Raw genomic sequence first — 23,300 nt, forward strand, 5'->3', positions numbered from 1 at the left:
TGCGGAAAAGGCCGCCATTTTACCCGACCGGGCCAGCCACCCCGCACCGCGTTTCGGGATCGGCGGGAAAGGCGCGGCCGCGCGATTCAGCCATGCAACAGCGGCAGGATGTGCTCCAGGCTCAAGCGCGCCACCGGCACGCCGGGCGCGGCGGGATCGACCCAGCGCAATTCGGCGATCTCCGCCTGCACGCGCGGTTCGCCGTCCACGCCGACTTCATGGACATCGGCTTCCACCACGTGGCCCGGCTCGTTGGCTGCAGGCGCGCTGGCGCGGCAGAGGAACCGCGCGGAACCGGGACGCAGCGTGCAGCCGAGCTCCTCGTGCAGTTCGCGCGCCAGCGTGGCGAGGTCGTCGGCATCGCCGGGATCGCGCTTGCCGCCGGGCTGCTGGAACACCGTGGCGCCCTGCTTGCGCACCAGCAGGGTGCGTCCCGCATCGTCGCGGATCACCGCGGCGACGATGCGGATGACCCGCGCCACCGCATCCGCGGCCACCGGCTTCACAGCCGGCTGTACGACCACGACTGCATGCGCCCGTCCCGGTACGGCATCACGCCGTGGAACGGGCGCGCGTCCTCGTCGAACACCAGCGGCAGGAAGTGGCGGTCGCCCTCCCACATCGGCAGTTCCATCAGCCGGTCGCGCGCCACCCATTCCAGCGTGCCCTCGGGGTTGCTGGCCAGCGGCGTGCCTTCGTAGCGGTCGACCAGGAAGATGAAGCCCAGCCAGTCCTCGCCCTGCTTGCCGAAGCCGGGCCAATTGAGCGTGCCGCGCAACTGCATGGCCAGGCAGTCGATGCCGGCCTCCTCGCGGATCTCGCGGCGCATGCAGGCGGCGATGTCCTCGCCCGGCTCCATCTTGCCGCCCAGGCCGTTGTACTTGCCCAGGTGCTGGTCGTCGGGCCGCGCATTGCGGTGGATCATCAGCACCTGCGTGCGGTCGGGCGAAAGCACGTAGCCGAGCGTGGCGACGATGGGCGTGTAGGGCATGGCGAAACGGCCGCGGAAAGCGGCCATTCTAGCGGGTGCCGCCAGGGCCTCGGCGCAGGCTTGCATCGACCCGCGCCGGGCGGCGACCATCGGCGGATGCGCACGACGTTTCGCCCCCGCTGCACTGCCCGTTTCCTGCGCCGGCTCCCGCTGCTGGCGCTGCTCGCGGGCACGGCCGGTTGCGGCGCACCGTCGCGCGTGCCGGTGAGCCGCGAACTGGTGTTCGGCGGACAGAACTACCGCGTGGTGACGCTGGACCTGAAACGCGATCCGCTCAGCCTGCACTGGCGCGACCCGGACAGCGGCGACGCCTACGGCGACATCGAAACGCTGCAGCAATGGGGCGAGTCGCGCGGCCAGCAGCTGCTGTTCGCCGCCAACGCCGGCATCTACGACCGCCAGAACGCGCCGCTGGGCCTGTACGTGGAGGACGGCAAGACCCTGGTGCCGCTGAACATGGCGCACGGCAACCCGGCCTCGGGCAACTTCTCGCTGCTGCCGAACGGCGTCTTCGCGATCTATCCCGACGGGCATGCCGCGGTGCGCACCAGTGCCGGGTTCAAGGCCGACCACAAGCCGGTACGCTGGGCCACGCAGTCCGGCCCGATGCTGGTGATCGACGGCCGGATCAATCCCAGTTTCGTGGACGATTCGGGCAGCCTGAAGTGGCGCAGCGGCGTGTGCGCGAAATCGCCCACCGAAGTGGTGTTCGCGGTGAGCGAAGTGCCGGTGAATTTCCATGGCTTCGCCCAGCTGTTCCGCGACAGGCTGGGCTGCCGCGACGCGTTGTACCTCGACGGCAGCATCTCGCAGATCTTCGTGGAAGGCGAAGGCTACGCCGGCGCGCCGGCCTTCCTGGTCAAGCCCTATGCGGGCATCTTCGCGGTGTTCGTGCCGCAATGAACGCGCGCCGCTTCCGCGGGTGGCGCGGCCTGCTGGCCGCCGTGGCCATCCTGCTGCTTGGCGCGTTCGGCACCGGCTGGTACCTGCTCGCCGGCAGCCGCGCCCGGCTCGATGGCGGGATGCGGGTGGCCGGCGTGCAGGCCCCCGTCGAGATCCAGCGCGACGCGCTGGGCACGGTCACGCTCAGCGGCAGGAGCCGCGGCGACCTCGACTTCGCGCTGGGCTACGTGCATGCGCAGGAGCGCTGGTTCGAGATGGACCTGGCGCGCCGCGTCGCCGCGGGCGAACTGGCCGAACTGTTCGGCCCGGTGGCGCTGCCCACCGACCTCGAGCATCGCCGCCATCGCCTGCGCGCGGTGGCCGTGGCGGCCTACGCGCAGCTGCCGCCGGTCCGGCGCCGGGAACTCGACCGCTACCGCGACGGCGTCAACGCCGGCCTCGCCGCGCTGCGCGTGCGCCCCTGGGAGTACCTGCTGCTGCGGGCGCAGCCCCGGCCATGGCGCTCGGAGGACACGCTGCTGGTGATCGCCGCGATGTACCTCGACCTCAACCACGACGGCCGCAACACGCGCGAGCTGCGCATCGCCGAGATGCATGCGGCGCTGCCCGGCGCACTGGCGGATTTCCTGCTCGCGCCCGATCCCGGGTGGGAGGCGCCGCTCGACGGGCCGCTGTCGCCGCAGCCGGTGCCGCCCGATGCCGGCACCTTCGACCTTCGCCGCCTGCCCGCGGCGAAGCCGGTCGCCGGCCTCGCCGCCGTGCTCGCGCCCAGCCACGACGCGCGCCGCCCCGGCAGCAACAACTTCGCGGTGGCCGGTACGCTTACCGGCACCGGCGCGGCGATGCTGGCGAACGACATGCACCTGGCCCTGCGCGTGCCCGACATCTGGTTCCGCACCCGCCTGCGCTACCCCGACCCCGCCGCCCCGCACGGCGAGCGCGACGTGGCCGGGGTGAGCCTGCCCGGCACGCCGGCGATGGTGGTCGGCTCCAACGGCCAGATCGCCTGGGGCTTCACCAACAGCTACGGCGACTGGATGGACTGGGTGCGCGTGCAGCGCGATCCGCACGATCCCTCGCGCTACAAGGTGCCCGAAGGCTGGGCCTCCCTGCAGCCTCACCAGGAGGTCATCCGTGTGAAAGGCGCGGCGCCACGCACGCTGGAGGTGGAAGACACGCGCTGGGGCCCGATCGTGGCGAAGGACACCGACGGCACGCCGCTGGCGCTGGCCTGGATCGCGCAGGAACCGCGCTCCTACAACCTCGACCTGATGCAGCTGGAACATGTCGCCAGCACCGCGGCCGCGCTGGACCTCGCCCCCACCTTCGGCATGCCGCCGCAGAACATCCTGGTGGCCGACGCCGCCGGCCATGTCGGCTGGACCATCGCCGGCAACGGCGTGCCGCTGCGCAACGGCTACGACCCGCGGCTGCCCGCCGACTGGTCGCTGCCCGGCAACGGCTGGACCGGCTGGGCCGCGCCTGCGCAATACCCGCGCGTGCTCGACCCGGCCGATGGCCGGCTGTGGACGGCGAACAACCGCACCGTGGGCGGCGACGCCCTGGCCCTGCTCGGCAACGGCGGCCACGACCTCGGCGCGCGGGCGCGGCAGATCCGCGACGACCTGTTCGCACATGCCTTCTTCACGCCCGGCGACCTGCTCGACATCCAGCTCGACGACAACGCGGTGTTCCTCGCCCGCTGGCAGCACCTGCTGCAGGACACCCTGGCCGGCACGCGGGAGCCGGCGCTGCGCCAGCTGCGCGAACTCACTGCCGACTGGAGCGGTCGCGCCGATCCCGACAGCGTGGACTACCGCCTGGTGCGCGCGTTCCGCGGCGAAGTGCAAGACGCGGTGCTGGCGCCGTTCGCCGCCCGCGTCAAGGCGGCCTACCCCGATTTCGCCTGGCCCGGCCTGGGCAGCCCGGAGGCCGCGGTGTGGATGCTGGTGCAGCGCCAGCCGGTGAACCTGCTCGATCCGGCATACGCCGACTGGCATGCGCTGCTGCTCGATGCCGCGCGCCGGGTGGCCGCCACGCGGGGCAGCCAGCCTGGCGGGCTGGCCGCGCGCCGCTGGGGCGAGCTCAACCATGCCGGCATACGCCACCCGCTGTCCCGCGCGCTGCCCGGTTTCGTGGCGCGCTTCCTCGACATGCCCGACGACGAGCTGCCCGGCGACGACAACATGCCGCGCGTGGCGAGCCCCGGCTTCGGCGCCTCCGAGCGCCTGGCCGTGTCGCCCGGCCACGAGGCACAGGGCATCCTGGAGATGCCCGGCGGGCAGAGCGACAACCCGCTGTCGCCGTACTACGGCGCCGGCCACCGGGACTGGGTGCTCGGCCGCCCCACCCCGCTGCTGCCCGGTCCTGCGCAGCACACGCTGACGCTGGAGCCGGCGCGCTGAGGCGGGCGCTCAGGGCAGGCTGTAGTCGAACGTGTACGAGTGCCCGCCCTGCGCGTCGATGTGGATCGCCAGCGTTCCGGCCAGTCCCGCCAGTTCATCCGTGCCCGAGTCGGGCACCACGCTCACGACGAGCGCGGGCGCGCCGCGATCCATCGTGCCCGAGTGCTGCAACACGAAGGCGCCGCGCCGGCCGTGCAGCGCACCGGTCACGCGCTCCATTGCCACGTAACCGGCCGAGCCGTCCACCGCGCTGCGGTACGCCAGCATCTCGCCCAGGCCGTGTGCCTCGAGATCGCCGCTGAACCGCTTGTCGAGGGTCATGCGGCCCAGTCCCGCCTCCGCGATCGACGGTGCAGGTAGCTGCGGCTCCAGCTTCACCGTGAACGTACCGCTCGCTTGCATGGCACATGTCTCCGTAGATAAGGGGCGGCGGATGCCGCCGGCAGAACATCCCGGCGCGGCCTCTGCGATGATCGCTGCTGGCGCCCACGCACTCCAGCACCATCGGTTCCACGATGATTGGAAAAACGCGACATCCCTCCGCTGCATTGGCCGATGCCCCGCGCGGCGTGCTGCACACGCGCTTCGACGAGGGCGTGCTCGAGCACGCGCGGCAGGCGCCCGCGCCGTTGCTGGCCGACTTCGTCGAGCACTACTGGTGCGTGCGCTGGGACCTGCGCGGCCGCCCGCCGCAACTGCAGGAAACGCTGCCGCATCCGAATGTGCACCTGATCGTCGAGCATGGCGAGGCACGCTTGTGGGGCGTGCACGGCGGGCGCTACCGCCGCATGCTGGAAGGCCGCGAAACCGTGTTCGGGGTGAAGTTCGCCGCCGGCGGCTTCCATGCCTTCCTGCGCAGCCCGGTGGCGGCGCTGGCGAATCGCTCGCGGCCGGCGCGCGAGGTGTTCGGCGCCGGGATCGACGCGATCGCGCCGGCCATCCCCGCCTGCCCGGACATCGCCGCGATGGTGGCACGGGTCGAGCCCCTGCTGCGGGCAACGGCTCCAGCGCATGACCCGCTTGCGGCACAGGCGCGTGCCCTGGTGGCGCAGGTCGCGGGCGATCGCGAACTGCTGCGCGCCGAACAGCTGGCCGAACGCGCTGGCATGGGCCTGCGCGCGCTGCAGCGGCTGTTCCGCGACTACGTGGGCGCCAGCCCGAAGTGGGTGATCGCCCGCTATCGCCTGCATGAGGCAGTGGCGCAGCTGCAGGCGGGCCGCGAACAGGCCTGGGCCGAACTGGCGCTGGCGCTCGGCTACTACGACCAGGCCCATTTCATCCGCGACTTCCGCCGCCTGGTCGGCTGCGCGCCGGCCGATTACGCGCGGCGCGAAGATCCGCGCCGAGGCGCTCAGACGTCGAGCTGCATGCCCGGCTGCGACAAGGTCACCGCGGTGCCGTAGCGCTGCTTCAGCGCCGCCGCCAGGGCTTCCCGCGCCGGGTTCTCGCCATGCGCCAGCGCCACCGGCGGGTGGTTGGGACTGCTACCGTACCAGTCCAGCAGCCCCTGCTGGTCGGCGTGGGCGGACAGGCCGCCCACGGTATGGATCCGCGCGCGTACCGTGATGTCGTTGCCGAACAGGTGCACGTGCGGCACGCCGTTGACCAGCAGGCGGCCCAGCGTGCCGGCGGCCTGGTAGCCCACGAAGATCACGTGGTTGTGCGCATTGCCGAGATTGTTGGCCAGGTGATGGCGCACGCGCCCGCCGTTGGCCATGCCGGAGCCGGCGATGATGATGGCGCCGCCGTGGATGCGGTTGATCGCCTTGCTGTCGTCCACGCTCGCGCTGACGCGCAGGTTCGGCAGCTTGAACGGCTTGATGCGGCCCTGCCAGACCTTCGCGGCATCGGCATCGAACAGCTCCTCGTGGTGGTCGTAGACCGCCATCACCTTGGCCGCCATCGGGCTGTCGAGGAAGATCGTCCAGTGCGCGAGGCTCCAGTCCTCGAAGTGTTCAGCGAACCAGTACAGCAGCTCCTGGCTGCGCCCCACCGCGAACGCGGGGATCACCACGTTGCCGCCGTCGGCGCGCGCCGCGGCGAGGATCCGCCCCAGCTCGGCCACAGTGGCGGCGCGGTCCTTGTGGTTGCGGTCGCCGTAGGTGGATTCCATCAGGATCAGGTCGGTGCGCGGCGCCGGCGCAGGGTCGCGCAGGATCGGCGTGCCGGGCATGCCGACGTCGCCGGTGAACAGCATCGAGCGGCCATCCGCGCGCAGCTCCAGCATCGCCGAACCGAGGATGTGCCCCGCCTCGTGCAGGCGCAGCGTCACGCCGGGCAGGATCCCGGTGTCCGTCTCGTAGGGCAGCGGATGAAGCTGCTGCTGCGCTGCGGTGACGTCGGCGGCGGAGTACAGCGGCTCGACTTCCGGCTGGCCCGGCGCAAGCTTGCGGTTCTCGAACTCGGCGCTGTGTTCGGACAGCGAGGCGGCGTCGAGCAGCATGATAGGGAACAGGTCGCAGGTGGCCGCCTGCGCGTAGATCGGCCCCTTGAAACCGCGCTTCACCAGCAGCGGCACGCGGCCGATGTGGTCGATGTGCGCATGGCTGACCACCAGCACATCGATGGAAGCGGGATCGAACGCGAACGGCTCGGCATTGCGCGCCTCCGCGTCACGACTGCCTTGCACCATGCCGCAGTCGAACAGGATGCGCTTGCCGGCCGCTTCGACCAGATGGCAGGAGCCGGTGACTTCACCGCCTGCCGCGCCGTGGAATTCGATACGCATGTCTTGCCTCCGTCCGGAATGGATGACGTGGGAAACCGCCGCGGTCAGCCGGCCAGCAAACGCTCGCAGATCGCCTGGTACAGGTCCGGCAAACGCTCCAGCCCGGCCACGTCCACGCACTCGTCCACCTTGTGGATGGTGGCGTTGACCGGCCCCAGCTCCACCACCTCGGCCCCCAGCGGGGCGATGAAGCGGCCGTCCGAGGTGCCGCCGCCGGTGCTCTGCTCGGGCTCCATGCCGCACAGGTCGCGGCACACGCCCACCACCACGTCGCGCAGCCGGCCGCCCGGTGGCGTGAGGAAGGGTTCGCCGGACAGGTTCCAGTCCAGCGCGAAATCCAGCGCGTGCCTGCGCAGCACCGCTTCTGTGCGCGCACGCAGGTCCTCGGCGCGACTGGCCGTGCAGTAGCGGAAGTTGATCAGCGCGCTGAGCTCGCCCGGGATCACGTTGTTGGCGCCGGTGCCCGCGTTGAGGTTGGACACCTGGAACGAGGTGGGCGGGAAATCCGCGTTGCCTTCGTCCCAGCGCCCGGCGGCCAGCTCGGCCAGCGCGGGCGCGAAGGCGTGGATCGGGTTCAGCGCCTTCTCCGGATAGGCCACGTGCCCCTGCACGCCACGCACGACCAGCGTGCCGGAGAGCGAGCCGCGCCGCCCCACCCGGATCAGGTCGCCCAGCGTCGCCTTCGCCGACGGCTCGCCCACCACGCACCAGTCGAGGCGCTCGCCGCTGGCGCGGAAGCCCGCGGCCACCTTGCGCACGCCGTCGAGGTTGGTCGGGCCTTCCTCATCGCTGGTGAGCAGCAGCGCCACGCGACCCGCATGGCCGGGCTGCGCCGCCACGAATCGTTCCAGCGCCACGACCATCGCCGCCACCGAGCCCTTCATGTCGGCGGCGCCGCGGCCGTACAGCTTTCCGTCCCGGACGACCGGCTCGAACGGCGGACTGTGCCAGGCCGCTTCCGGCCCGCTGGGCACCACGTCGGTATGGCCGAGGAAGGCCAGGGTCGGCCCGCCGTCGCCATGCACGGCCCAGAGGTTGTCCACGTCGCCATGGCGCAGGTGCTGGATGCGGAAACCCGCGCGCTGCAGCCGTCCGGCCAGCAGCGCCTGGCAGCCCGCATCGTCCGGCGTCACCGAGCGGCGGCGGATCAGTTCGCAGGCAAGCTCGAGCACATCGGACATGGTGGCGGATCGGACGGGGAGGCGGTGCCGCAGCATAGCAGCGCGCCGGCATCGCTCAGCCGGCGATCACCGTGCCCAGCAGGTGTCCCACGCCGTAGGTGATCGCCGCCGCGGCCACGGTGATGGCGAACTGCCGCGCGATCGAGAACAGCATGCCGCGCCCGGTGAACAGCGAAGTGCCGGTACCGATCAGCGCCAGTCCCGCCGCCGCGGCGACGGCGCTGCCGAGCAGCGCGGGATGCCCGTGCAGGAACAGGTACGGCGCCACCGGGAACGCGGCGCCGAACGCGAACAGGCAGAACGAGGACAGTGCGGCGCTCCACGCCGAGCCACCCAGCTCGGAGGGATCGACGCCCAGGTCCTCGCGCACCACGGTATCCAGCGCGGCGCGTGGTGTCTCGGTGAGATGCTCGGCCAGGTGTTCGGCCTCGGCGCGGCCCAGCCCCTTCCCGCGGTAGATGCCGGCGATGTGGCTCACGCCGTCCTCCGGCGCCACCGCAAGGCGTTCCGCACGCTCGGTGATCTGCGCCTGGTAGAACTCGCGCGAGCTGTTCACGCTGAGCCACTCGCCCAGCGCCATCGAGCAGGCGCCGGCAACCAGCCCGGCCAGGCCGGCCAGCAGCACGGCGCGGTCGCTGGCAGCGGCGCCGGCCATGCCCATCACCAGGCTGACGTTGGAGACCAGGCCGTCGTTCGCGCCCAGCACCGCCGCGCGCAGCGTGTTGCCGCTCTGCGCGCGATGGTTGTGGCCGCGCGCGACGCGCGCTTGCGGCGGCAGGAAATGGTCGCGGTGGCCGCTGCGGTCCACCGGCGTGGCGGCGTGGTCGGCATGCTCCAGCCGCACCACGGTCGGCATCACGAATTCGGTGCCGAAGGCCCGCGCAAACCAGCCCAGCGCGCGCACGCGCAGGCCGGTGCGCGGCGGCGGCACGGTCGCGCCCTGCTCGCGCAGGCGCGATTCCCAGAACGCGGCATTGCTCCGCTCGCCCTCGGCGATGCGCCGGTACGCATGCGCCAGCCGCGGATCGGCGGCCAGCTCGGCCAGCCGCGCGTACAGCGCGGCGTTGTCGCGCTCGATGCGCAGGTTGATGCGGTAACGGCGTGTGCGATGGTCGGGCACGGGTTCAATCGTCCAGTTCGTCGTCGCGCTGCCCCAGCCACAACAGCATCGCCAGCAACACGATGGCGAAGCGGAACGCGCTTTCGATGCCGTTCCACTGGCTGGACATCCACATGCCGAACCACTCGCCGCCGATCGCCACGAAGCCGCCCAGCCACAGCAGCACGCCGGTGGCCAGGCCCAGCACGGCGATGCGCTTGGCCCGCTGGAATGCTGCGGCCGTGCCCTGCCGCGCACGCCACAACCGCCACACACCCAGCCAGCACAGCACGGCAGCCAGCACCTCGAGCGCGATGATCAGCGCATAGGCGGCATGCTGAAGCAGCGGCGAACGGATGGCGCGGTAGCGGATGTGCGCGTCAGGGAAGATCGTATCCATCGCCAGCACGTGCTGCACGAACGGCCAGTTGCTGCCGTAGTCGCCGAGGTTGCCGAAGGCGACCAGCGCGATCCACAGCGCGATCGCCGCCAGCACCGCGACCTTGCACAGGCGCACGAGCATCCGTCAGCGGCCGAACAGCTTCTTGAAGCCGTTGTCGCTGAAACCCACGCTGATACTGCCGCCTTCCTGCAGCACCACCGGGCGGCGGATCAGCGCCGGGTATTCCTTCAGCAGCAGCGTCCATTCCGGATCGCTGCCGGGGTTCTTGCGCTGCGGCAGCAGGTTGCGCCAGGTGGTGGAGGACTTGTTGACCAATGCCTCCCAGCCGCCGAGCTGTGCCGCCCAGGCCTTCAGCGTGGCCGCCGGCACCGGGTTGGCGCGGTAGTCCACGAAGGTGTACGGCACCTCGAAACGGTCCAGCCAGTTGCGCGCCTTGCGGCAGGTATCGCAGGTGGGCAGGCCATAGAGGGTTGGCTGGGTCATGCGGATTTCCTGTAGGAGCCCACCCTGTGGGCGATCGGAGGCTGAGGTTCGCGCACAGGGTGCGCCTACTCGCCGCTGCGCAGCAGTTCGTTGATCGAGGTCTTGCCGCGGGTCTTCTCGTCCACCTGCTTCACGATGATCGCGGCGTACAGGCTGTGCGAGCCGTCCTTCGCGGGCAGGCTGCCGGCCACCACCACGCTGCCGGCAGGCACGCGGCCGTAGCTGATCTCGCCGGTGGCGCGGTTGTAGATGCGCGTGGACTGGCCGAGGAACACGCCCATGCCGATCACGCTGCCCTGCTCCACCACCACGCCTTCGACCACTTCGGAACGCGCGCCGATGAAACAGCGGTCCTCGATGATGGTGGGGTTGGCCTGCAGCGGCTCCAGCACGCCGCCGATGCCCACGCCGCCGGAGAGGTGCACGCCCGCGCCGATCTGCGCGCAGGAGCCTACCGTGGCCCAGGTGTCGACCATGGTGCCGGCGCCCACGTGCGCGCCGATGTTGACGTAGCTGGGCATCAGCACCGCGTCCCTGGCGATGTGCGCGCCGCGGCGCACCAGCGCGCCGGGCACCACGCGCGCGCCGAGGTCCTGCAGCTCGGCGTCGTTGCCGTGGGCGAAGCGCAGCGGCACCTTGTCGAAGGCCAGCGCCGGGCCACCATCGACCACGCGGTTGCCGTTGATGCGGAAGTACAGCAGCACCGCCTTCTTCAGCCACTGGTTGACCTTCCAGCCGCCCTGCCCGTCCGGCTCGGCCACGCGGCGCTCGCCGGATTCGAGCAAGTCCAGCACCTGGCCCAGCGCGGGTCGCAGGTGGGTCTCGACCTCGGCCTGGGTCAGCTCGTTGCGGCGCTCGAAGGCGTCGTCGATCAGGGATTCGATGCTCTGCATGGCGAATGGACGTCCAAACCGTCGTGGGGAACGCCCATTGTGCCCGCCCGCGCGGCGCGGCGAAACCGGCGGACGGGCCGTTTCGCTCAAGATTCATGCCGGATGGCCGATATTTCCCGCGACAAGAGCCAGCCGATTGCGCGGCCTGCCGCGAGGGTGCAATGGATGAAAGGGCCGCCGCCATAGACAAGCAAACGCAAAACCTCGCCCGCGCGCGGGCGTTGGTCGCGTGCTGCCTGCTGGCCGCCCTGGCATGGCTCGCCCCCGCCCTGGCCACCGCCGCGACGACGCCCTACGAGGCAGGCCGGAACTACATCCACAACTTCAGCCCCAGGAGCTACGGCGCCGGCGCGCAGAACTGGTCGCTGGCGCAGGATGGCCAGGGCGCGATCTACGTGGGCAACGACGACGGCACCCTGCTGATCTGGGACAGCACCCGCTGGCAGCGCATTACCGCGCCCAAGCACGCCACGGTGCGTTCGCTGGCGCGGGGCGCGGACGGCCGCATGTACATGGGCACGGTGGGCGACCTGGGCTACCTGCAGCCGGACGCCACCGGGCAACTGGCCTTCGTGTCGCTGCGCGACAGGATCCCGCCCGGCGAACGCAACTTCGCCGACGTCTGGGCCACGCATGTCACGGCCGACGGGGTGGTCTTCGCCACGACGACGACGCTGTTCCGCTACCGCGGCGGCGCCATGGAAACGTGGAAGCCGCCAACCTCCTTCCACACCAGCTTCGTGGTCGACGGCCGGTTGTACATCCGCGAGACGGGCGTGGGCCTGATGCGGCTGGACGGCGACAAGCTGGTGCTGGTGCCCGGGAGCGGGCGCTTTGCCGACGAGAGGATCTACGCGCTGCTGGCATGGCGCGGCCCGGGCGCACAGCCGGGCGACCTGCTGGCCGGCACGCGCAACCAGGGCTGGTTCGTCCTCCACGGCGGCACCTGGCGCCCCTGGGTCATCGAGGCCGACGCGGCGATCCGGCAGGGCCAGCTGTACGACGCCATCCGGCTGGCCGATGGCCGGCTCGCCGTCGGCACGCTGCGCAGCGGCCTGCTCCTGCTCGACGCGCAGGGCCGCCTGTTGCGCACGCTGACGCGCGACAGCGGCCTGTCCTCGAACGCGGTGCTGGCGCTGATGCAGGATCGCGAAGGCGGCCTGTGGGTTGCCGAAGGCTATGGCATCGCCCGCATCGACATCGGCTCGCCGCTGACCATCTACGACCGGATCAGCGGACTGCCGGGCAGCGTGCAGGCGCTGCACCGCCACGCCGGCACGCTCTACGCGGGATCCATCGAGGGCCTGTACCGACTCGTCGCGGGCACCAACCCCCATTTCGAGGAGATCCCGCAGGTGCCGGGAGTCATCTGGGGCTTCGCCGAGATCGGCGACCAGATGCTGGTCGCCAGCGATGCCGGCGTGTTCGCCACGGCCGGCGGCGGCTTCCAGCAGTTGCTTGCCCCGCCGCAGGCGGAACTGGCGGCCCCGGCGCTTTCCCTGCGGCAGTCCACCACCGATCCCTCGCGCGTGTTCGTCGGCCGCCCGGACGGCGTCAGCACGCTGAAATACGAGGGCAGCCACTGGGTCGACGAGGGCCACATCCCCGGCGTGCGGAACCAGGTGCGCACCATCCGGCAGGACGCGGCGGGCCATGTCTGGCTGAGCCTGTGGGGCGGCGGCGCGATCCGCCTGAGCCTGCCGCCGGACTGGCAGGGCCCGCGCGACCCGCGCCTCCCCAAGGTCGAGCGCTACGGCAACGAGGCCGGCCTGCCGGCCGAGCAGAACGACATCGTCGCCATCAACGGCACGCTGCACTTCATCGCCGCGCACGGCATCTATCGTTTCGACGAGGGTGGCAACCGCTTCGTGCCCGACGCGGCGTTCGCCGGCCTGTTCCCGCATGGGCCGCCGCAGATCGATACGCTGCACCAGGGCCACGACGGCGGACTGTGGATGTATGCCGGCGCAGCCGCCGGCTCGAAGGAAGTCCGCCACGCCGTGCCTGCCGCCCAGGGCTGGCGCTGGCAGGCCGTGCCGCTGCAACCGCTGACGGGAACCAACATTTCCGTGTTCCTGGACGACGCCGACGGCACCGTGTGGATGGGCGGCGACGCCGGCCTGTTCCGCTACGAATCCACGCGCGCCATGCCGCGGGACGCGCAGTTGGCCACGCTGTTGCGCCGGGCGACCGGATCGGACAACCGCGCGCTGTCCACCGACGCCCCGGCGGCGGCGGGGCCGCCCGAGATCCCCTGGGAACAGAACTCGATCCGCTTCGAGTTCGCCCTGCCCAGCTACACCCTGTCCGACGCCACCCGCTACCAGGTATGGCTGCAGGGGCTGGATCACGGCTGGTCGCCGTGGAACGACAGCACCTACCGCGACTACACCAACCTGCCCGACGGCCTCTACCGCTTCCACGTGCGCGCGCGCAACGTGTACGGCCAGCAGGGCCGGGAGGCCACGTTCGCCTTCCGCATCCTGCCGCCGTGGTACCGCACGACCTGGGCCTGGCTGCTGTGGATCGCCTCGGCCACGCTGCTGCTGGGCCTGCTCATGCAGTGGCGCTCGGCCACGCTGCGCCGGCGCAACCGGGCGCTGGCCACCCTGGTGGCGCAGCGCACCGCCGAACTGGCGCAGGCCAACGAGGCATTGCAGCAGGCCAACGAGGCGCTCGCGCGGCAGGTCATGATCGACCCGCTCACCGGCCTGAAGAACCGCCGCTACCTCAGCGAGCACATCGGGCCCGACCTGGCCAGCGCGCGGCGCTCCCACCAGCACGCCCGGCAGCATGGCCAGCCGCCCATGCACCTGCTGTTCCTGATGGTGGACATCGACCACTTCAAGCGGATCAACGACACCTGGGGCCACTCCAGCGGCGACCGCGTGCTGCAGCAGTTCCGCGACCTGCTGCTGTCGGCCACCCGCGGCGCCGACACGCCCGTGCGCATGGGCGGCGAGGAGTTCCTGATCGTGGCCCGCTCCGCCCCGGCGGACGCCGGGCCGCTGTTCGCCGAACGCATCCGCGCGACCGTGGCCGCCGCGCGCTTCGACCTCGGCGACGGCCAGCACGTGCAGCTCACCTGCTCGATCGGCTTTGCCAACTACCCGTTCTTCGCCAGCGAACTGGAAAAGCTGCACTGGGAGCAGGTGGTGAACCTCGCCGACGAATGCCTGTACGCCGCCAAGCGGCAAGGCCGCAATGCCTGGGTCGGCGTGCCCCCGGTGACCTCGCCGCCGCCGGGCAACGTGGTCGACGCCCTGCGCGAGGCGCTCGCCCGCCTGCCCGGGCCAGGGCCGCTTCCCGTCCTGGCGTCGTGGGTCCGCAACGACCCGCCGGAAGCCCTGAAGTGAACACCCTCCACGCCACCGCAACCGAACCGAAGGAGCAGCCGTGCCGCGGCGTCCCATCGACACTAGCGAGCTGATCGTCGGCCGCCCCATGCGCTTCAACGCCTACGACGCGCGGGGCAAGCTGCTGCTGTGCTCCGGCCAGGTCATCGCCAGCGATGCGCTGCGCGACCTGCTGCTGCAGCACGGCATGTTCTACGGCTCCGAGGAGGAATGCCGCGGCCCCTTGCCGCTGGAGCCGCTGGAACCGCAGCCGTCGCCGCTGGCGCGCGTGCTGGGCGCACGCCGCAGCCTGCATGCCTTGCTGTCCGATCCCGCACCGGCGGATTTCCCTGCCGCGCTGGCGGACATCGCCATCCAGGTGCGCGTCGCCTGCGAGGTCAACCCCGAGGTGGCGCTGGCCAGCGCCCTGCTGTGCGTCAAGGGCCCCTACAGCAGCCGTCACGCGGTGAACGTGGCGATCGCCTGCCAGATCACCGGCATGGCGCTGGAGTTCGATGCCGGCGAACTGGCTTCCACCGTCCGTGCCGCCCTGACGATGAACATCGGCATGTCCGCCCTGCAGGACGAACTCGCCGCGCACAAGGGTTCGCTCACCGCTGCCCAGAAGGCGGCGGTGCGCGGGCACTGCGAACTCGGCGTGGCGCGCCTGCGCGAACTCGGCATCGACGACGCCACCTGGCTGGATGCCGTGCGCGACCACCACGAACGCGGCGACGGCAGCGGCTACCCCGCCGGCAAGCACGGCGCGGAAATCGGCCAGGCCGCGCGCCTGCTGGCGATGGCGGACGTGTACTGCGCGCGCATCGTCGGCCGCGACCACCGCTCGCCGCTGCAGCCGAAACAGGCGCTGCGCTGGCTGTTCCTCAACGAGAACGCCGTGCTGGACGAACAACTGGCCCGGGTGTTCATCAAGACGCTGGGCGTCTATCCGCCCGGCACCGGCGTACGCCTGCGCAACGGCTCGGTCGCGATCGTGGTCCAGCGCGGCAACGCCGGCCACCAGCCCGTGGTGGCCTCGCTCACCACCCCGGAAGGCCTGCGCCTGGCTTCGCCGATCCGGCGCAGCGGCGACGCGGAATCGCACGGCATCGTCGAGGTGGCGAACCTGTGGAACCTGAACCTCGACGTGAGCATGGAAGCGCTGTGGGGGGCCGACGCGGCGGACTGAGGCTTGCCGCGGTGGCGTACCTGCGCCGCGCGCCGGCGCCTAGCCCAGCCGTTCCAGCAACGCCTGCCGCAATCCCTGTTGCCGTGCTTCGTCCAGCGGCGCGTCATGGCGGTCGGTGAGCTGGAAGAAATCCTCCACGCGCTCGCCGAAGGTGGCGATGCGGGCATCGTGCACGCGCACGTCGCAGGCCACCAGCACCTGCGCCACCGCGGCCAGCAGGCCCGGGCGGTCGCTGCATACCAGGGCCATGCGCGTGCGGCCGCCGTCCTGCCGGAAGTCGATGCGCGGCGGCATCTGGAAGTGCTTCAGCTGGCGCGACATGCTGCGCCGGGGCGGCAGGATCTGCCCGCCCTGCGCCAGCGCGCGATGCATGCGCTGGCGCAGTTCTTCCGCGCGGTCCGCGTTGGCCGGTTGCTGGCCGTCCGCCTCCAGCAGCAGGAAGGTGTCCATCGCCATGCCGGCGCTGGAACCGAGGATGCGCGCTTCCACCACCGAGAAGTGCAGCCGGTCCAGCATCGCGGTGACGCTGGCGAACAGGCCGTCGCGGTCGGGCGTGCAGACGAACAGCTCGGTGCTGCCGCGCACCGACAGCGGGTGCACGGCGACCAGCGGCCACGCGCCGTCCGCGCGCACGATCGCCGCGGTCTGCCAGGCGATCTGTTCCGGGCGATGGCGCAGGAAACTGGATGCCGGGAACACGCCCCACGCGCGCTCGGCCGTCGCCGCTGCGATGCCCTCGTCCTGCAGCAGGATCAGCGCCTGCGCGCGGCAGGCGTCGATGCGTGCCGCGGCGTCGTGGCCCGGCCGCGTATCGCTGCGCAACGCCTGCCGCGCGGCCGCGTAGAGGTCGGCCAGCAGGCGGTCCTTCCAGCCGTTCCACAGCTTCGGGCTGGTGCCGATGATGTCGGCCACGGTGAGCAGGTAGAGCCGTCCCAGCCGCTCGCGGTCGCCCACGGCGTCGGTGAACTTGCGCACCACCTCGGGATCGGTGATGTCCTGCCGCTGCGCGGTGGTGCTCATCAGGAGGTGCCAGCGCACCAGCCACGCCACCCGCTCGCCGTCGGCAGCGGGCAGGCCCAGCCTGGCGCAGAACGCGCGCGCGTCGTCCTCGCCCAGTACGGAATGGTCGCCGCCGCGGCCCTTGGCGATGTCGTGGAACAGGCCGGCCAGCAGCATCAGCTCCGGCTGACCCAGGCTGGCCCAGACGTCGCAGGCGACGGGGAATTCGCGGCGTGCATCGGGATCGGCGAAGCGCGCCATCTGGCGCAGCACGCGCAGCGTGTGCTCGTCCACCGTATAGACGTGGAACAGGTCGTACTGCATGCGCCCGAACACCTTGCCGAACGCCGGCAGGATCGCGGCGAGCAGGCCGTGCCGGTTCATCCGCCACAGCGCGTCCACCGCCGGCGCGCCGCGCCTGAGCAGGCGCAGGAAGGCCGCCAGCACCGCGGGATCGTCGGCCAGCCTGCCGTCGTGCTGCGCAGTGGCCTGGTGGATGCGCCGCATGGTGTCGGCGGAGAAGCCGATCAGACCCGGCTCGTCCAGCCTCGCGATGAAGATTTCCACCAGCGCCGCCGGCCGCCGCGTGAACAGTTCGGGATCGCGCGCCGCCAGCCGCGTGCCGTGGCGCACGAAGTCCTCGCCCACCGGCTTCGCCTCGCCCGCCGGCTCCAGCAGTTCGACGAAGCGCTCGGCGATCTGCACGCCCAGCCGCTCCACCTGGCTGGCCGCGCGGTAGTAGCCCTGCATGAACTGCTCGACGCCGAGGTTCTTCTCGTGCTCGTCCTCGAAGCCCAGCCGTACCGCCAGTGCGCGCTGGTAGTCGAACAGCAGGCGCTCTTCCGGCCGGCCCGCCTCCTGGTGCAAGGCCCAGCGATAGCGCCGCAGCGTGGTTTCGGCGTCGCACAGGCTGGCGCGCTCGGCGGGATCGAGCAGGCCCGCGTCCTGCATCGCCTCGAAGCCGCCGGCATGCGCCAGCCGGCGGCCCAGCCAGCGCAGCGAATCCAGCGTGCGCAAGCCGCCGGGGCCGTCCTTGAGGTTGGGCTCGAGGTTGCTGGAAGTGTCGTTGTGGCGCGCGTGCCGGGCATCGCGCTCGGCCAGGCGCGCGGCGAGGTAGTCGCGCGGCGGCCACAGCGCAGGATCGTCCACGATGGCGCGCAGCGTGGCTTCCAGGGCCGCATCGCCCGCCATCCACTGCGCATCGAGCAGGCTGGTGAACACGCTGGCGTCCTCGGCGGCCAGGGCGCGGCACTGCGCCGGCGCGCGCACCGCGTGGCCCACCTTGAGGCCCACGTCCCACAGCGTGGCGAAGCACTGCTCCAGCGCACGCAGGCGTGCCGGCTCGGGGCGCTCGGCCAGCACCAGCAGGTCCACGTCGGAATGCGGGAACAGCATGCCGCGGCCGAAGCCGCCCACCGCGAACAGTGCCGCGCCGCTCACCTCGCCCAGGCAGGCCATCCACACGTGCACGACGATGCGCGCCACCGCCTCGGCGCGCCGGCGCGCCAGCACGCTGGCGTCCGCCCCATCGCGGAAAGCCGTGGCCAGGTCGCGCCCCACGTCACCCAGCAACTGCCGCAGCGCGCGCCGCGCATCGACGGACACGCCCGAGCGCGGCACGGCCTGCGGCAGGCGCGGCAAGGGAGGAAGCGCAACGCTCATCGGCGGATTCGGGGCGACGGGAAGGAACTGCCAGTCTGCCACGCCGCATCGATCACATGCCGCACACTGGCGACACCGCCGCCCTCTACGAATCCCGAATCCCTACTCCCGGATCCCGGCTCTTCAGGCATCCGGCCAGGGCGTGAGGATCTCGAAGCCGTCGGCTGTGACCGCGATGGTGTGCTCCCACTGCGCGGAGAGCGAATGGTCCTTGGTGACCACGGTCCAGCCGTCGGGCAGCTGCTTGGTCTGCGGCTTGCCGGCGTTGACCATCGGCTCGACGGTGAAGGTCATGCCTTCCTTCAGCTCCACGCCGGTGCCGGGCTTGCCGTAGTGCAGCACCTGCGGCTCGTCGTGGTAGACCTTGCCGATGCCGTGGCCGCAGTACTCGCGCACGATGGAGAAGCCGGCCGCCTCGGCATGCTGCTGGATCGCATGGCCGACGTCGCCCAGCGTGGCGCCGGGACGCACCGCGCGGATGCCGCGCATCATCGCCTCGTGGGCGGTCTCCACCAGCCGCCTGGCCAGCACCGAGGGCGTGCCCACGAAGTACATGCGGCTGGTGTCGCCGTGCCAGCCGTCCTTGATCACGGTGACGTCGAGGTTGACGATGTCGCCGTCCTTCAGCACCTTGCCCGGGCTGGGGATGCCGTGGCAGATCACGTGGTTGACCGAGGTGCACAGCGTCTTCGGGAAGCCGTGGTAGCCCACGTTGGCCGGCACCGCCTGCTGCACGTTGACGATGTGCTCGTAGGCCAGCCGGTCCAGCTCCTCGGTGGTGACGCCGGGCTTGACGTGCTCCTTGAGCATCGCCAGCACCTCGGCGGCCAGCTTGCCGGCCTCGCGCATGCCTTCGAGGTCTTTCGGGGATTTCAACGTGATGGCCATATGGGGAACCCAGATGGCGGCAGTACCCGGCCGATCAACCCGGCCCCAGCAGGCAGCTTGCCGCCGCGCCGGCGTACCGGCTACAATCTCACAGTTTTGCAGGCCGTCCTCGAGCTTTTCGGGCGGCGCGCACTGCAAGGCGAAACGGGATTGTAACCGCGCCGCGGCAGCATCCCAAACCCAACGCCACACACGCATCGGCACCGTTCTTCGGGGTGCCGCGCGCAGCGTTCGCTGCCGCGGTCGAAGCCGGGGATGCGTGGAGGTCCCAACCCCCGGGCCACATGAAAAGGCCCAATGTTAAGGAGTTACACCATGGCTCAAGTCACCATGCGCGAAATGCTCGAAGCCGGCGTGCATTTCGGTCACCAGACCCGTTACTGGAATCCGAAGATGGGTCCGTACATCTTCGGCGCCCGCGGCAAGATCCACATCATCAACCTCGAGAAGACCCTGCCGCTGTTCACCGACGCGATGAACTTCCTGTCGGGTCTGGCGCAGAAGCGCGGCACCATCCTGTTCGTGGGCACCAAGCGCTCCGCCCGCGAGGCGCTGGCCGAGGAAGCCTCGCGCGCCGGCATGCCCTTCGTCACCGCGCGCTGGCTGGGCGGCATGCTCACCAACTTCCGCACCGTGAAGCAATCGGTGGCCAAGCTCAAGGAGCTGGAAGCGGCCGAGACCGACGGCAGCTTCGAGAAGCTGGTCAAGCACGAAGTGCTGGCCCGCCGTCGCGAGCGCGAGAAGCTGCAGAACTCGCTGGGCGGCATCAAGAACATGAATCGCCTGCCCGACGCGCTGTTCGTGATCGACATCGGCCACGAAGACATCGCCGTGCAGGAAGCCCGCAAGCTGGGCATCCCGGTGGTGGCGGTGGTCGACACCAACTACAACCCGGAGCTGGTGGATTACGCGATCCCCGGCAACGACGACGCGATCCGCGCGATCCAGCTGTACGCCCGCGCCGCCGCCGATTCGATCCTGGAAGGCAAGGCTGCCGCGCCGGCTGCTGCCCAGGGCGACGCCGACGAGTTCGTCGAGCTGGACGAGGAAGGCAACCCGGTCGCGAAGGCCGAGCGCAGCGAGCGCAAGCCCGCCCCGCGCCGCGAGCGTGACGCCGCCCCCCGCAAGGGCGCCGGTGCACCGCGCCGTGACGGTGGCCGCGAAGGCCGCGCCCCGCGCGACGCCAAGTAAGGCGATGTGACGGCGGGCAACCGCCGTCACAGTGACAACGACAAGGCCCATCCCGGCGTCGTGGCGCGATCCGTCACGACGCCTCAAGCATTCGAGGAATACCGATGAGCAATATCTCCGCCCAACTCGTGAAGGAACTGCGCGAGCGTTCCGGCGCCGGCATGATGGAGTGCAAGAAGGCGCTGGTCGAGAACAACGGCGACATCGACGCCGCGATGGAGTGGCTGCGCAAGACCGGCATGGTCAAGGCCGAGAAGAAGGCCGACCGCATCGCCGCCGAAGGTCGCGTCACCGCCGCCCAGGCCAACGGCAAGGCCGTGCTGGTCGAGGTCAACAGCGAGACCGACTTCGTCGCCAAGGCGCCGAACTTCATCGAGTTCACCAACGCCGTCGCCGAGGCCGCCCTGCAGGCCAGCGCCGGTGACATCGACGCCGTGAAGGCCGCCGCGTTCCCGGGCGCCACCAGCATCGAGGAAGCCGCCAAGGCGCAGACCGCGACCATCGGCGAAAAGATCGAAGTGCGCCGCGCGGCGCGCGTCGAGAACGACGGCCCGCTGGCCACCTACTCGCACGGCGGCAAGATCGGCGTGATCGTGGCGCTCAAGGGCGGCTCGGACGAGCTGGCCAAGGGCATCGCCATGCACGTGGCAGCAATGAACCCGCCCTACGTGAAGGCCGAGGACGTCCCCGCCGACTTCATCGCCAAGGAAAAGGAAATCGCGCTGGCCGCGATGTCGGACAAGGAAAAGAACAAGCCGGCCGACATCCTGGAGAAGATCGTCTCGGGCAAGATCAACAAGATCGTTTCCGAGGTCACCCTGGTCGGCCAGCCCTACGTGCTGGACACCAACGTCACCGTGGGCGACGCGCTGAAGAAGGAAGGCGCGGACGTGATCGCGGTGGTGCGCCTGGCCGTGGGCGAAGGCATCGAGAAGGTGCAGGAAGACTACCTGGCCGAAGTCGCCAAGGCGATGCAGGGCTGAGGAGCGCGCTCACGCGCTTCGCGCCGCCCATGGATGGGCGCACGCGCAGCGGAGCCTGATTCGCCCTGCGGATCAGGCGAGTCAAAAAAGGGGCAGGAGCCCCTTTTTTGACCATCAGGCACGAACGCTCTTGCCTCGATCCTCCAAATGCCAGATACGAAAAAGCCGCGGGAAACCGCGGCTTTTTCGCTTGCCTTGCGCAGGAGCGCACCCTGTGCGCGATGGCTTTGATGCAGGATCAGAGCAAGGGCATTCGCGCACAGGGTGCGCTCCTACAATTCATCCGCGCAACGCTTCCACCGTCGGCGCCACCTGCGCCTCGCGATTCAACTCGCGCCCAAGGGTCTCCAGCCGCTGCGCCAGTTGCTTCGCATCCGGCGCGCACACCGTGGCATGCCCCACCTTGCGGCCGACGCGCGCCGACTTGCCGTAGTCGTGCCAGTGCGCATCGATGCCGCGCAACACCGGCGCCGGATCGGGCAGCTCGCCGATCCAGTTGAACATCGCCGACTGCCCGCGTGCGCCGGTATCGCCCAGCGGCAGGCCGAGCACGGCACGCACGTGGTTCTCGAACTGGCTGGTGTGTGCGCCCTCGATGGTCCAGTGGCCGGAGTTGTGCACGCGCGGCGCCATCTCGTTGCCAAGCAGCTCGCCGTCCTTCACGAACAGTTCCAGCGCGAACACGCCCACGTAGTCCAGCCGCTCGGCCAGCGTACGCGCCAACGCGGTGGCGCGCGGCTGCAACGCATCGATGTCAGGCGCCGGCGCCAGGCTCATCGACAGCACGCCGTCCACGTGCCAGTTGCGGGTCAGCGGCCAGGTGCGGAAATCGCCGTCGCGGCCACGCACCGCCAGCACCGACAGCTCGCGCTGGAACGGCACGAAGGCCTCCAGGATCAATCCGTGTTTCTCTGCCTGCGCACCCAGCGCGGCCCAGGCCGCGTCGGCATCGGCCAGCGACTTCAGGCGGAACTGGCCCTTGCCGTCGTAGCCCAGCCGACGAGTCTTGAGGATGGCCGGCGCGCCCACCGCGGCCAGCGCACGGTCGAGGCCGGCGCGGTCGCCCACCGCCATGAATTCGGGCGTGGCCAGGCCGCACTCGCGGAACAGGGTTTTCTCGGCGAGGCGATCCTGCGCCACCGCCAGCGCCCGCGGGTTCGGGAACACCGCCACGCGCCCGGCCAGCCACTGCGCCGTCTCGGCCGGCACGTTCTCGAAATCGAAGGTGACCACGTCGACCTTGCGCGCGAATTCCTCCAGCGCGGCATAGTCGGTCCAGTCCGCCCTGACCAGCGGCGCCACCTGGCCCGCGCAGGCATCGGCGGCGCTGTCCACCACCAGGCTGTTCACGCCCAGCGGCGCAGCCGCCAGCGCCAGCATGCGTGCCAGCTGGCCGCCACCCAGGATGCCCAGCACAGGCTGCCGCGACTCGCTCATGTGCGCGGATCCGGCTGGTCGAGCACGGCCTGCGTCTGCCTGGCGCGCCAGTGTTCCAGCGCCTGCGCAAGGCGGGAATCGTGCAGCGCCAGCACCGCGGCGGCGAGCAGGCCCGCGTTCACCGCGCCGGCGCGGCCGATCGCCAGCGTGCCCACCGGGATGCCGGCCGGCATCTGTGCGATGGAAAGCAGGGAATCCATGCCGTTCAACGCCTTGGACTGCACCGGCACGCCGAATACCGGCAGCCGGGTCTTGGCCGCCAGCATGCCCGGCAGGTGGGCGGCACCGCCGGCGCCGGCCACGATCACCTGGATGCCGCGTCCGGCCGCCTGTTCGGCGTAGCGGAACAGCAGGTCCGGCGTGCGGTGGGCGGACACCACCTGCACCTCGTGCGCCACGCCCAGCTCGGTCAGCACCGCGGCGGCGTGCTCCATGGTTTCCCAGTCCGAACGCGAGCCCATTACCACGCCCACCCGCGGCGTTTCCGTCGTTGCTGTCATGGTTCGGCCGTCCAAAAGGGGTTATTGTAC

Annotated in this window: 20 protein-coding genes; 7 read left to right on the forward strand and 13 right to left on the reverse strand. The window is 70.9% G+C overall.

Features of this window, described 5'->3' with window-relative positions; translation table 11 throughout:
* Positions 1-86: 86 nt before the first annotated feature.
* Both IHE47_RS09540 and IHE47_RS09545 read right to left on the reverse strand, forming a co-directional pair.
* Entirely contained in the window at positions 87-524 is a 438-nt protein-coding gene (locus IHE47_RS09540) for an NUDIX domain-containing protein (protein WP_343227466.1), read from the reverse strand.
* A complete protein-coding gene (locus IHE47_RS09545; RefSeq protein WP_192105662.1) occupies positions 503-991 on the reverse strand; it encodes an 8-oxo-dGTP diphosphatase in 489 nt (162 codons plus the stop codon). The genes IHE47_RS09540 and IHE47_RS09545 overlap by 22 nt, the downstream gene beginning before the upstream one ends.
* A gap of 96 nt (positions 992-1,087) precedes the next feature.
* On the opposite strand from IHE47_RS09545, the gene IHE47_RS09550 reads away from it, so the two are divergent.
* Both IHE47_RS09550 and IHE47_RS09555 read left to right on the forward strand, forming a co-directional pair.
* Positions 1,088-1,894 carry a phosphodiester glycosidase family protein gene (locus IHE47_RS09550; RefSeq protein WP_192105663.1) on the forward strand — a complete coding sequence of 269 codons (807 nt, stop codon included), beginning with the start codon at positions 1,088-1,090 and terminating at the stop codon, positions 1,892-1,894.
* Positions 1,891-4,299, forward strand: a complete 2,409-nt coding sequence (locus tag IHE47_RS09555) for a penicillin acylase family protein (RefSeq protein WP_192105664.1) — start codon at positions 1,891-1,893, stop codon at positions 4,297-4,299. The genes IHE47_RS09550 and IHE47_RS09555 overlap by 4 nt, the downstream gene beginning before the upstream one ends.
* 9 nt (positions 4,300-4,308) lie before the next feature.
* On the opposite strand, the gene IHE47_RS09560 is transcribed toward IHE47_RS09555, so the two are convergent.
* Entirely contained in the window at positions 4,309-4,701 is a 393-nt protein-coding gene (locus IHE47_RS09560; RefSeq protein WP_192105665.1) for a DUF3224 domain-containing protein, read from the reverse strand.
* A gap of 113 nt (positions 4,702-4,814) precedes the next feature.
* Here IHE47_RS09560 and IHE47_RS09565 point away from each other — a divergent pair, with 113 nt between their 5' ends.
* Positions 4,815-5,702, forward strand: a complete 888-nt coding sequence (locus IHE47_RS09565) for a helix-turn-helix domain-containing protein (protein WP_192105666.1) — start codon at positions 4,815-4,817, stop codon at positions 5,700-5,702.
* Here the strand turns inward: IHE47_RS09565 and IHE47_RS09570 are convergent.
* The 6 genes from IHE47_RS09570 to dapD form a co-directional block, all read right to left on the reverse strand.
* Complete coding sequence (locus IHE47_RS09570; RefSeq protein WP_192105667.1) at positions 5,651-7,027, reverse strand: MBL fold metallo-hydrolase; 1,377 nt, start codon at positions 7,025-7,027, stop codon at positions 5,651-5,653. The two genes, IHE47_RS09565 and IHE47_RS09570, sit on opposite strands and share 52 nt — an antisense overlap.
* A gap of 44 nt (positions 7,028-7,071) precedes the next feature.
* On the reverse strand, positions 7,072-8,208 hold the full coding sequence (gene dapE / locus IHE47_RS09575; protein ID WP_192105668.1) for a succinyl-diaminopimelate desuccinylase: 1,137 nt from the start codon (positions 8,206-8,208) through the stop codon (positions 7,072-7,074).
* A 55-nt stretch (positions 8,209-8,263) separates the two neighbouring features.
* A complete protein-coding gene (locus tag IHE47_RS09580; RefSeq protein WP_192105669.1) occupies positions 8,264-9,328 on the reverse strand; it encodes a VIT1/CCC1 transporter family protein in 1,065 nt (354 codons plus the stop codon).
* Between the two features lie 4 nt (positions 9,329-9,332).
* Positions 9,333-9,830, reverse strand: a complete 498-nt coding sequence (locus tag IHE47_RS09585; RefSeq protein WP_192105670.1) for a DUF2165 domain-containing protein — start codon at positions 9,828-9,830, stop codon at positions 9,333-9,335.
* A gap of 3 nt (positions 9,831-9,833) precedes the next feature.
* Positions 9,834-10,193: a Spx/MgsR family RNA polymerase-binding regulatory protein gene (locus tag IHE47_RS09590; RefSeq protein WP_192105671.1), complete on the reverse strand. Its 360-nt coding sequence runs from the start codon at positions 10,191-10,193 to the stop codon at positions 9,834-9,836.
* A 65-nt stretch (positions 10,194-10,258) separates the two neighbouring features.
* Positions 10,259-11,086, reverse strand: coding sequence for a 2,3,4,5-tetrahydropyridine-2,6-dicarboxylate N-succinyltransferase (dapD, locus tag IHE47_RS09595; RefSeq protein ID WP_192105672.1), 828 nt, complete (start codon positions 11,084-11,086; stop codon positions 10,259-10,261).
* A 161-nt stretch (positions 11,087-11,247) separates the two neighbouring features.
* On the opposite strand from dapD, the gene IHE47_RS09600 reads away from it, so the two are divergent.
* Positions 11,248-14,442 carry a ligand-binding sensor domain-containing diguanylate cyclase gene (locus IHE47_RS09600; protein WP_192105673.1) on the forward strand — a complete coding sequence of 1,065 codons (3,195 nt, stop codon included), beginning with the start codon at positions 11,248-11,250 and terminating at the stop codon, positions 14,440-14,442.
* A 40-nt stretch (positions 14,443-14,482) separates the two neighbouring features.
* Entirely contained in the window at positions 14,483-15,610 is a 1,128-nt protein-coding gene (locus IHE47_RS09605) for an HD domain-containing phosphohydrolase (protein ID WP_192105674.1), read from the forward strand.
* A gap of 39 nt (positions 15,611-15,649) precedes the next feature.
* On the opposite strand, the gene glnD is transcribed toward IHE47_RS09605, so the two are convergent.
* Both glnD and map read right to left on the reverse strand, forming a co-directional pair.
* Positions 15,650-18,271, reverse strand: a complete 2,622-nt coding sequence (glnD, locus tag IHE47_RS09610; protein ID WP_192105675.1) for a [protein-PII] uridylyltransferase — start codon at positions 18,269-18,271, stop codon at positions 15,650-15,652.
* A 123-nt stretch (positions 18,272-18,394) separates the two neighbouring features.
* The gene (gene map, locus IHE47_RS09615; RefSeq protein ID WP_192105676.1) at positions 18,395-19,159 is read right to left on the reverse strand and encodes a type I methionyl aminopeptidase; all 765 of its coding nucleotides are present in this window, start codon (positions 19,157-19,159) and stop codon (positions 18,395-18,397) included.
* Between the two features lie 315 nt (positions 19,160-19,474).
* Between map and rpsB the strand changes: the two genes are divergently transcribed.
* Both rpsB and tsf read left to right on the forward strand, forming a co-directional pair.
* Complete coding sequence (gene rpsB / locus IHE47_RS09620; RefSeq protein WP_192105677.1) at positions 19,475-20,350, forward strand: 30S ribosomal protein S2; 876 nt, start codon at positions 19,475-19,477, stop codon at positions 20,348-20,350.
* A gap of 104 nt (positions 20,351-20,454) precedes the next feature.
* Positions 20,455-21,333 (forward strand): translation elongation factor Ts, encoded by an 879-nt coding sequence (gene tsf, locus IHE47_RS09625; RefSeq protein ID WP_192105678.1) that lies wholly within the window; start codon positions 20,455-20,457, stop codon positions 21,331-21,333.
* A gap of 279 nt (positions 21,334-21,612) precedes the next feature.
* On the opposite strand, the gene IHE47_RS09630 is transcribed toward tsf, so the two are convergent.
* Together IHE47_RS09630 and purE are read right to left on the reverse strand one after the other, a co-directional pair.
* Positions 21,613-22,770 (reverse strand): 5-(carboxyamino)imidazole ribonucleotide synthase, encoded by a 1,158-nt coding sequence (locus IHE47_RS09630; RefSeq protein ID WP_192105679.1) that lies wholly within the window; start codon positions 22,768-22,770, stop codon positions 21,613-21,615.
* On the reverse strand, positions 22,767-23,270 hold the full coding sequence (purE, locus tag IHE47_RS09635) for a 5-(carboxyamino)imidazole ribonucleotide mutase (protein WP_192105680.1): 504 nt from the start codon (positions 23,268-23,270) through the stop codon (positions 22,767-22,769). The genes IHE47_RS09630 and purE overlap by 4 nt, the downstream gene beginning before the upstream one ends.
* Positions 23,271-23,300 lie beyond the last annotated feature (30 nt).

The sequence above is a fragment of the Rhodanobacter sp. DHB23 genome (assembly GCF_014842975.1).
Taxonomy (GTDB): domain Bacteria; phylum Pseudomonadota; class Gammaproteobacteria; order Xanthomonadales; family Rhodanobacteraceae; genus Rhodanobacter_A.

What these genes read in the sequence shown, in the direction of transcription:
- IHE47_RS09545 (WP_192105662.1), bottom strand. Translation starts at nt 991, where the DNA reads ATGCCCTACACGCCCATCGTCGCCACGCTCGGCTACGTGCTTTCGCCC.
- IHE47_RS09550 (WP_192105663.1), top strand. Translation starts at nt 1,088, where the DNA reads ATGCGCACGACGTTTCGCCCCCGCTGCACTGCCCGTTTCCTGCGCCGG.
- IHE47_RS09555 (WP_192105664.1), top strand. Translation starts at nt 1,891, where the DNA reads ATGAACGCGCGCCGCTTCCGCGGGTGGCGCGGCCTGCTGGCCGCCGTG.
- IHE47_RS09560 (WP_192105665.1), bottom strand. Translation starts at nt 4,701, where the DNA reads ATGCAAGCGAGCGGTACGTTCACGGTGAAGCTGGAGCCGCAGCTACCT.
- IHE47_RS09565 (WP_192105666.1), top strand. Translation starts at nt 4,815, where the DNA reads ATGATTGGAAAAACGCGACATCCCTCCGCTGCATTGGCCGATGCCCCG.
- IHE47_RS09570 (WP_192105667.1), bottom strand. Translation starts at nt 7,027, where the DNA reads ATGCGTATCGAATTCCACGGCGCGGCAGGCGGTGAAGTCACCGGCTCC.
- dapE (WP_192105668.1), bottom strand. Translation starts at nt 8,208, where the DNA reads ATGTCCGATGTGCTCGAGCTTGCCTGCGAACTGATCCGCCGCCGCTCG.
- IHE47_RS09585 (WP_192105670.1), bottom strand. Translation starts at nt 9,830, where the DNA reads ATGCTCGTGCGCCTGTGCAAGGTCGCGGTGCTGGCGGCGATCGCGCTG.
- IHE47_RS09590 (WP_192105671.1), bottom strand. Translation starts at nt 10,193, where the DNA reads ATGACCCAGCCAACCCTCTATGGCCTGCCCACCTGCGATACCTGCCGC.
- dapD (WP_192105672.1), bottom strand. Translation starts at nt 11,086, where the DNA reads ATGCAGAGCATCGAATCCCTGATCGACGACGCCTTCGAGCGCCGCAAC.
- IHE47_RS09600 (WP_192105673.1), top strand. Translation starts at nt 11,248, where the DNA reads ATGGATGAAAGGGCCGCCGCCATAGACAAGCAAACGCAAAACCTCGCC.
- glnD (WP_192105675.1), bottom strand. Translation starts at nt 18,271, where the DNA reads ATGAGCGTTGCGCTTCCTCCCTTGCCGCGCCTGCCGCAGGCCGTGCCG.
- map (WP_192105676.1), bottom strand. Translation starts at nt 19,159, where the DNA reads ATGGCCATCACGTTGAAATCCCCGAAAGACCTCGAAGGCATGCGCGAG.
- rpsB (WP_192105677.1), top strand. Translation starts at nt 19,475, where the DNA reads ATGGCTCAAGTCACCATGCGCGAAATGCTCGAAGCCGGCGTGCATTTC.
- tsf (WP_192105678.1), top strand. Translation starts at nt 20,455, where the DNA reads ATGAGCAATATCTCCGCCCAACTCGTGAAGGAACTGCGCGAGCGTTCC.
- IHE47_RS09630 (WP_192105679.1), bottom strand. Translation starts at nt 22,770, where the DNA reads ATGAGCGAGTCGCGGCAGCCTGTGCTGGGCATCCTGGGTGGCGGCCAG.
- purE (WP_192105680.1), bottom strand. Translation starts at nt 23,270, where the DNA reads ATGACAGCAACGACGGAAACGCCGCGGGTGGGCGTGGTAATGGGCTCG.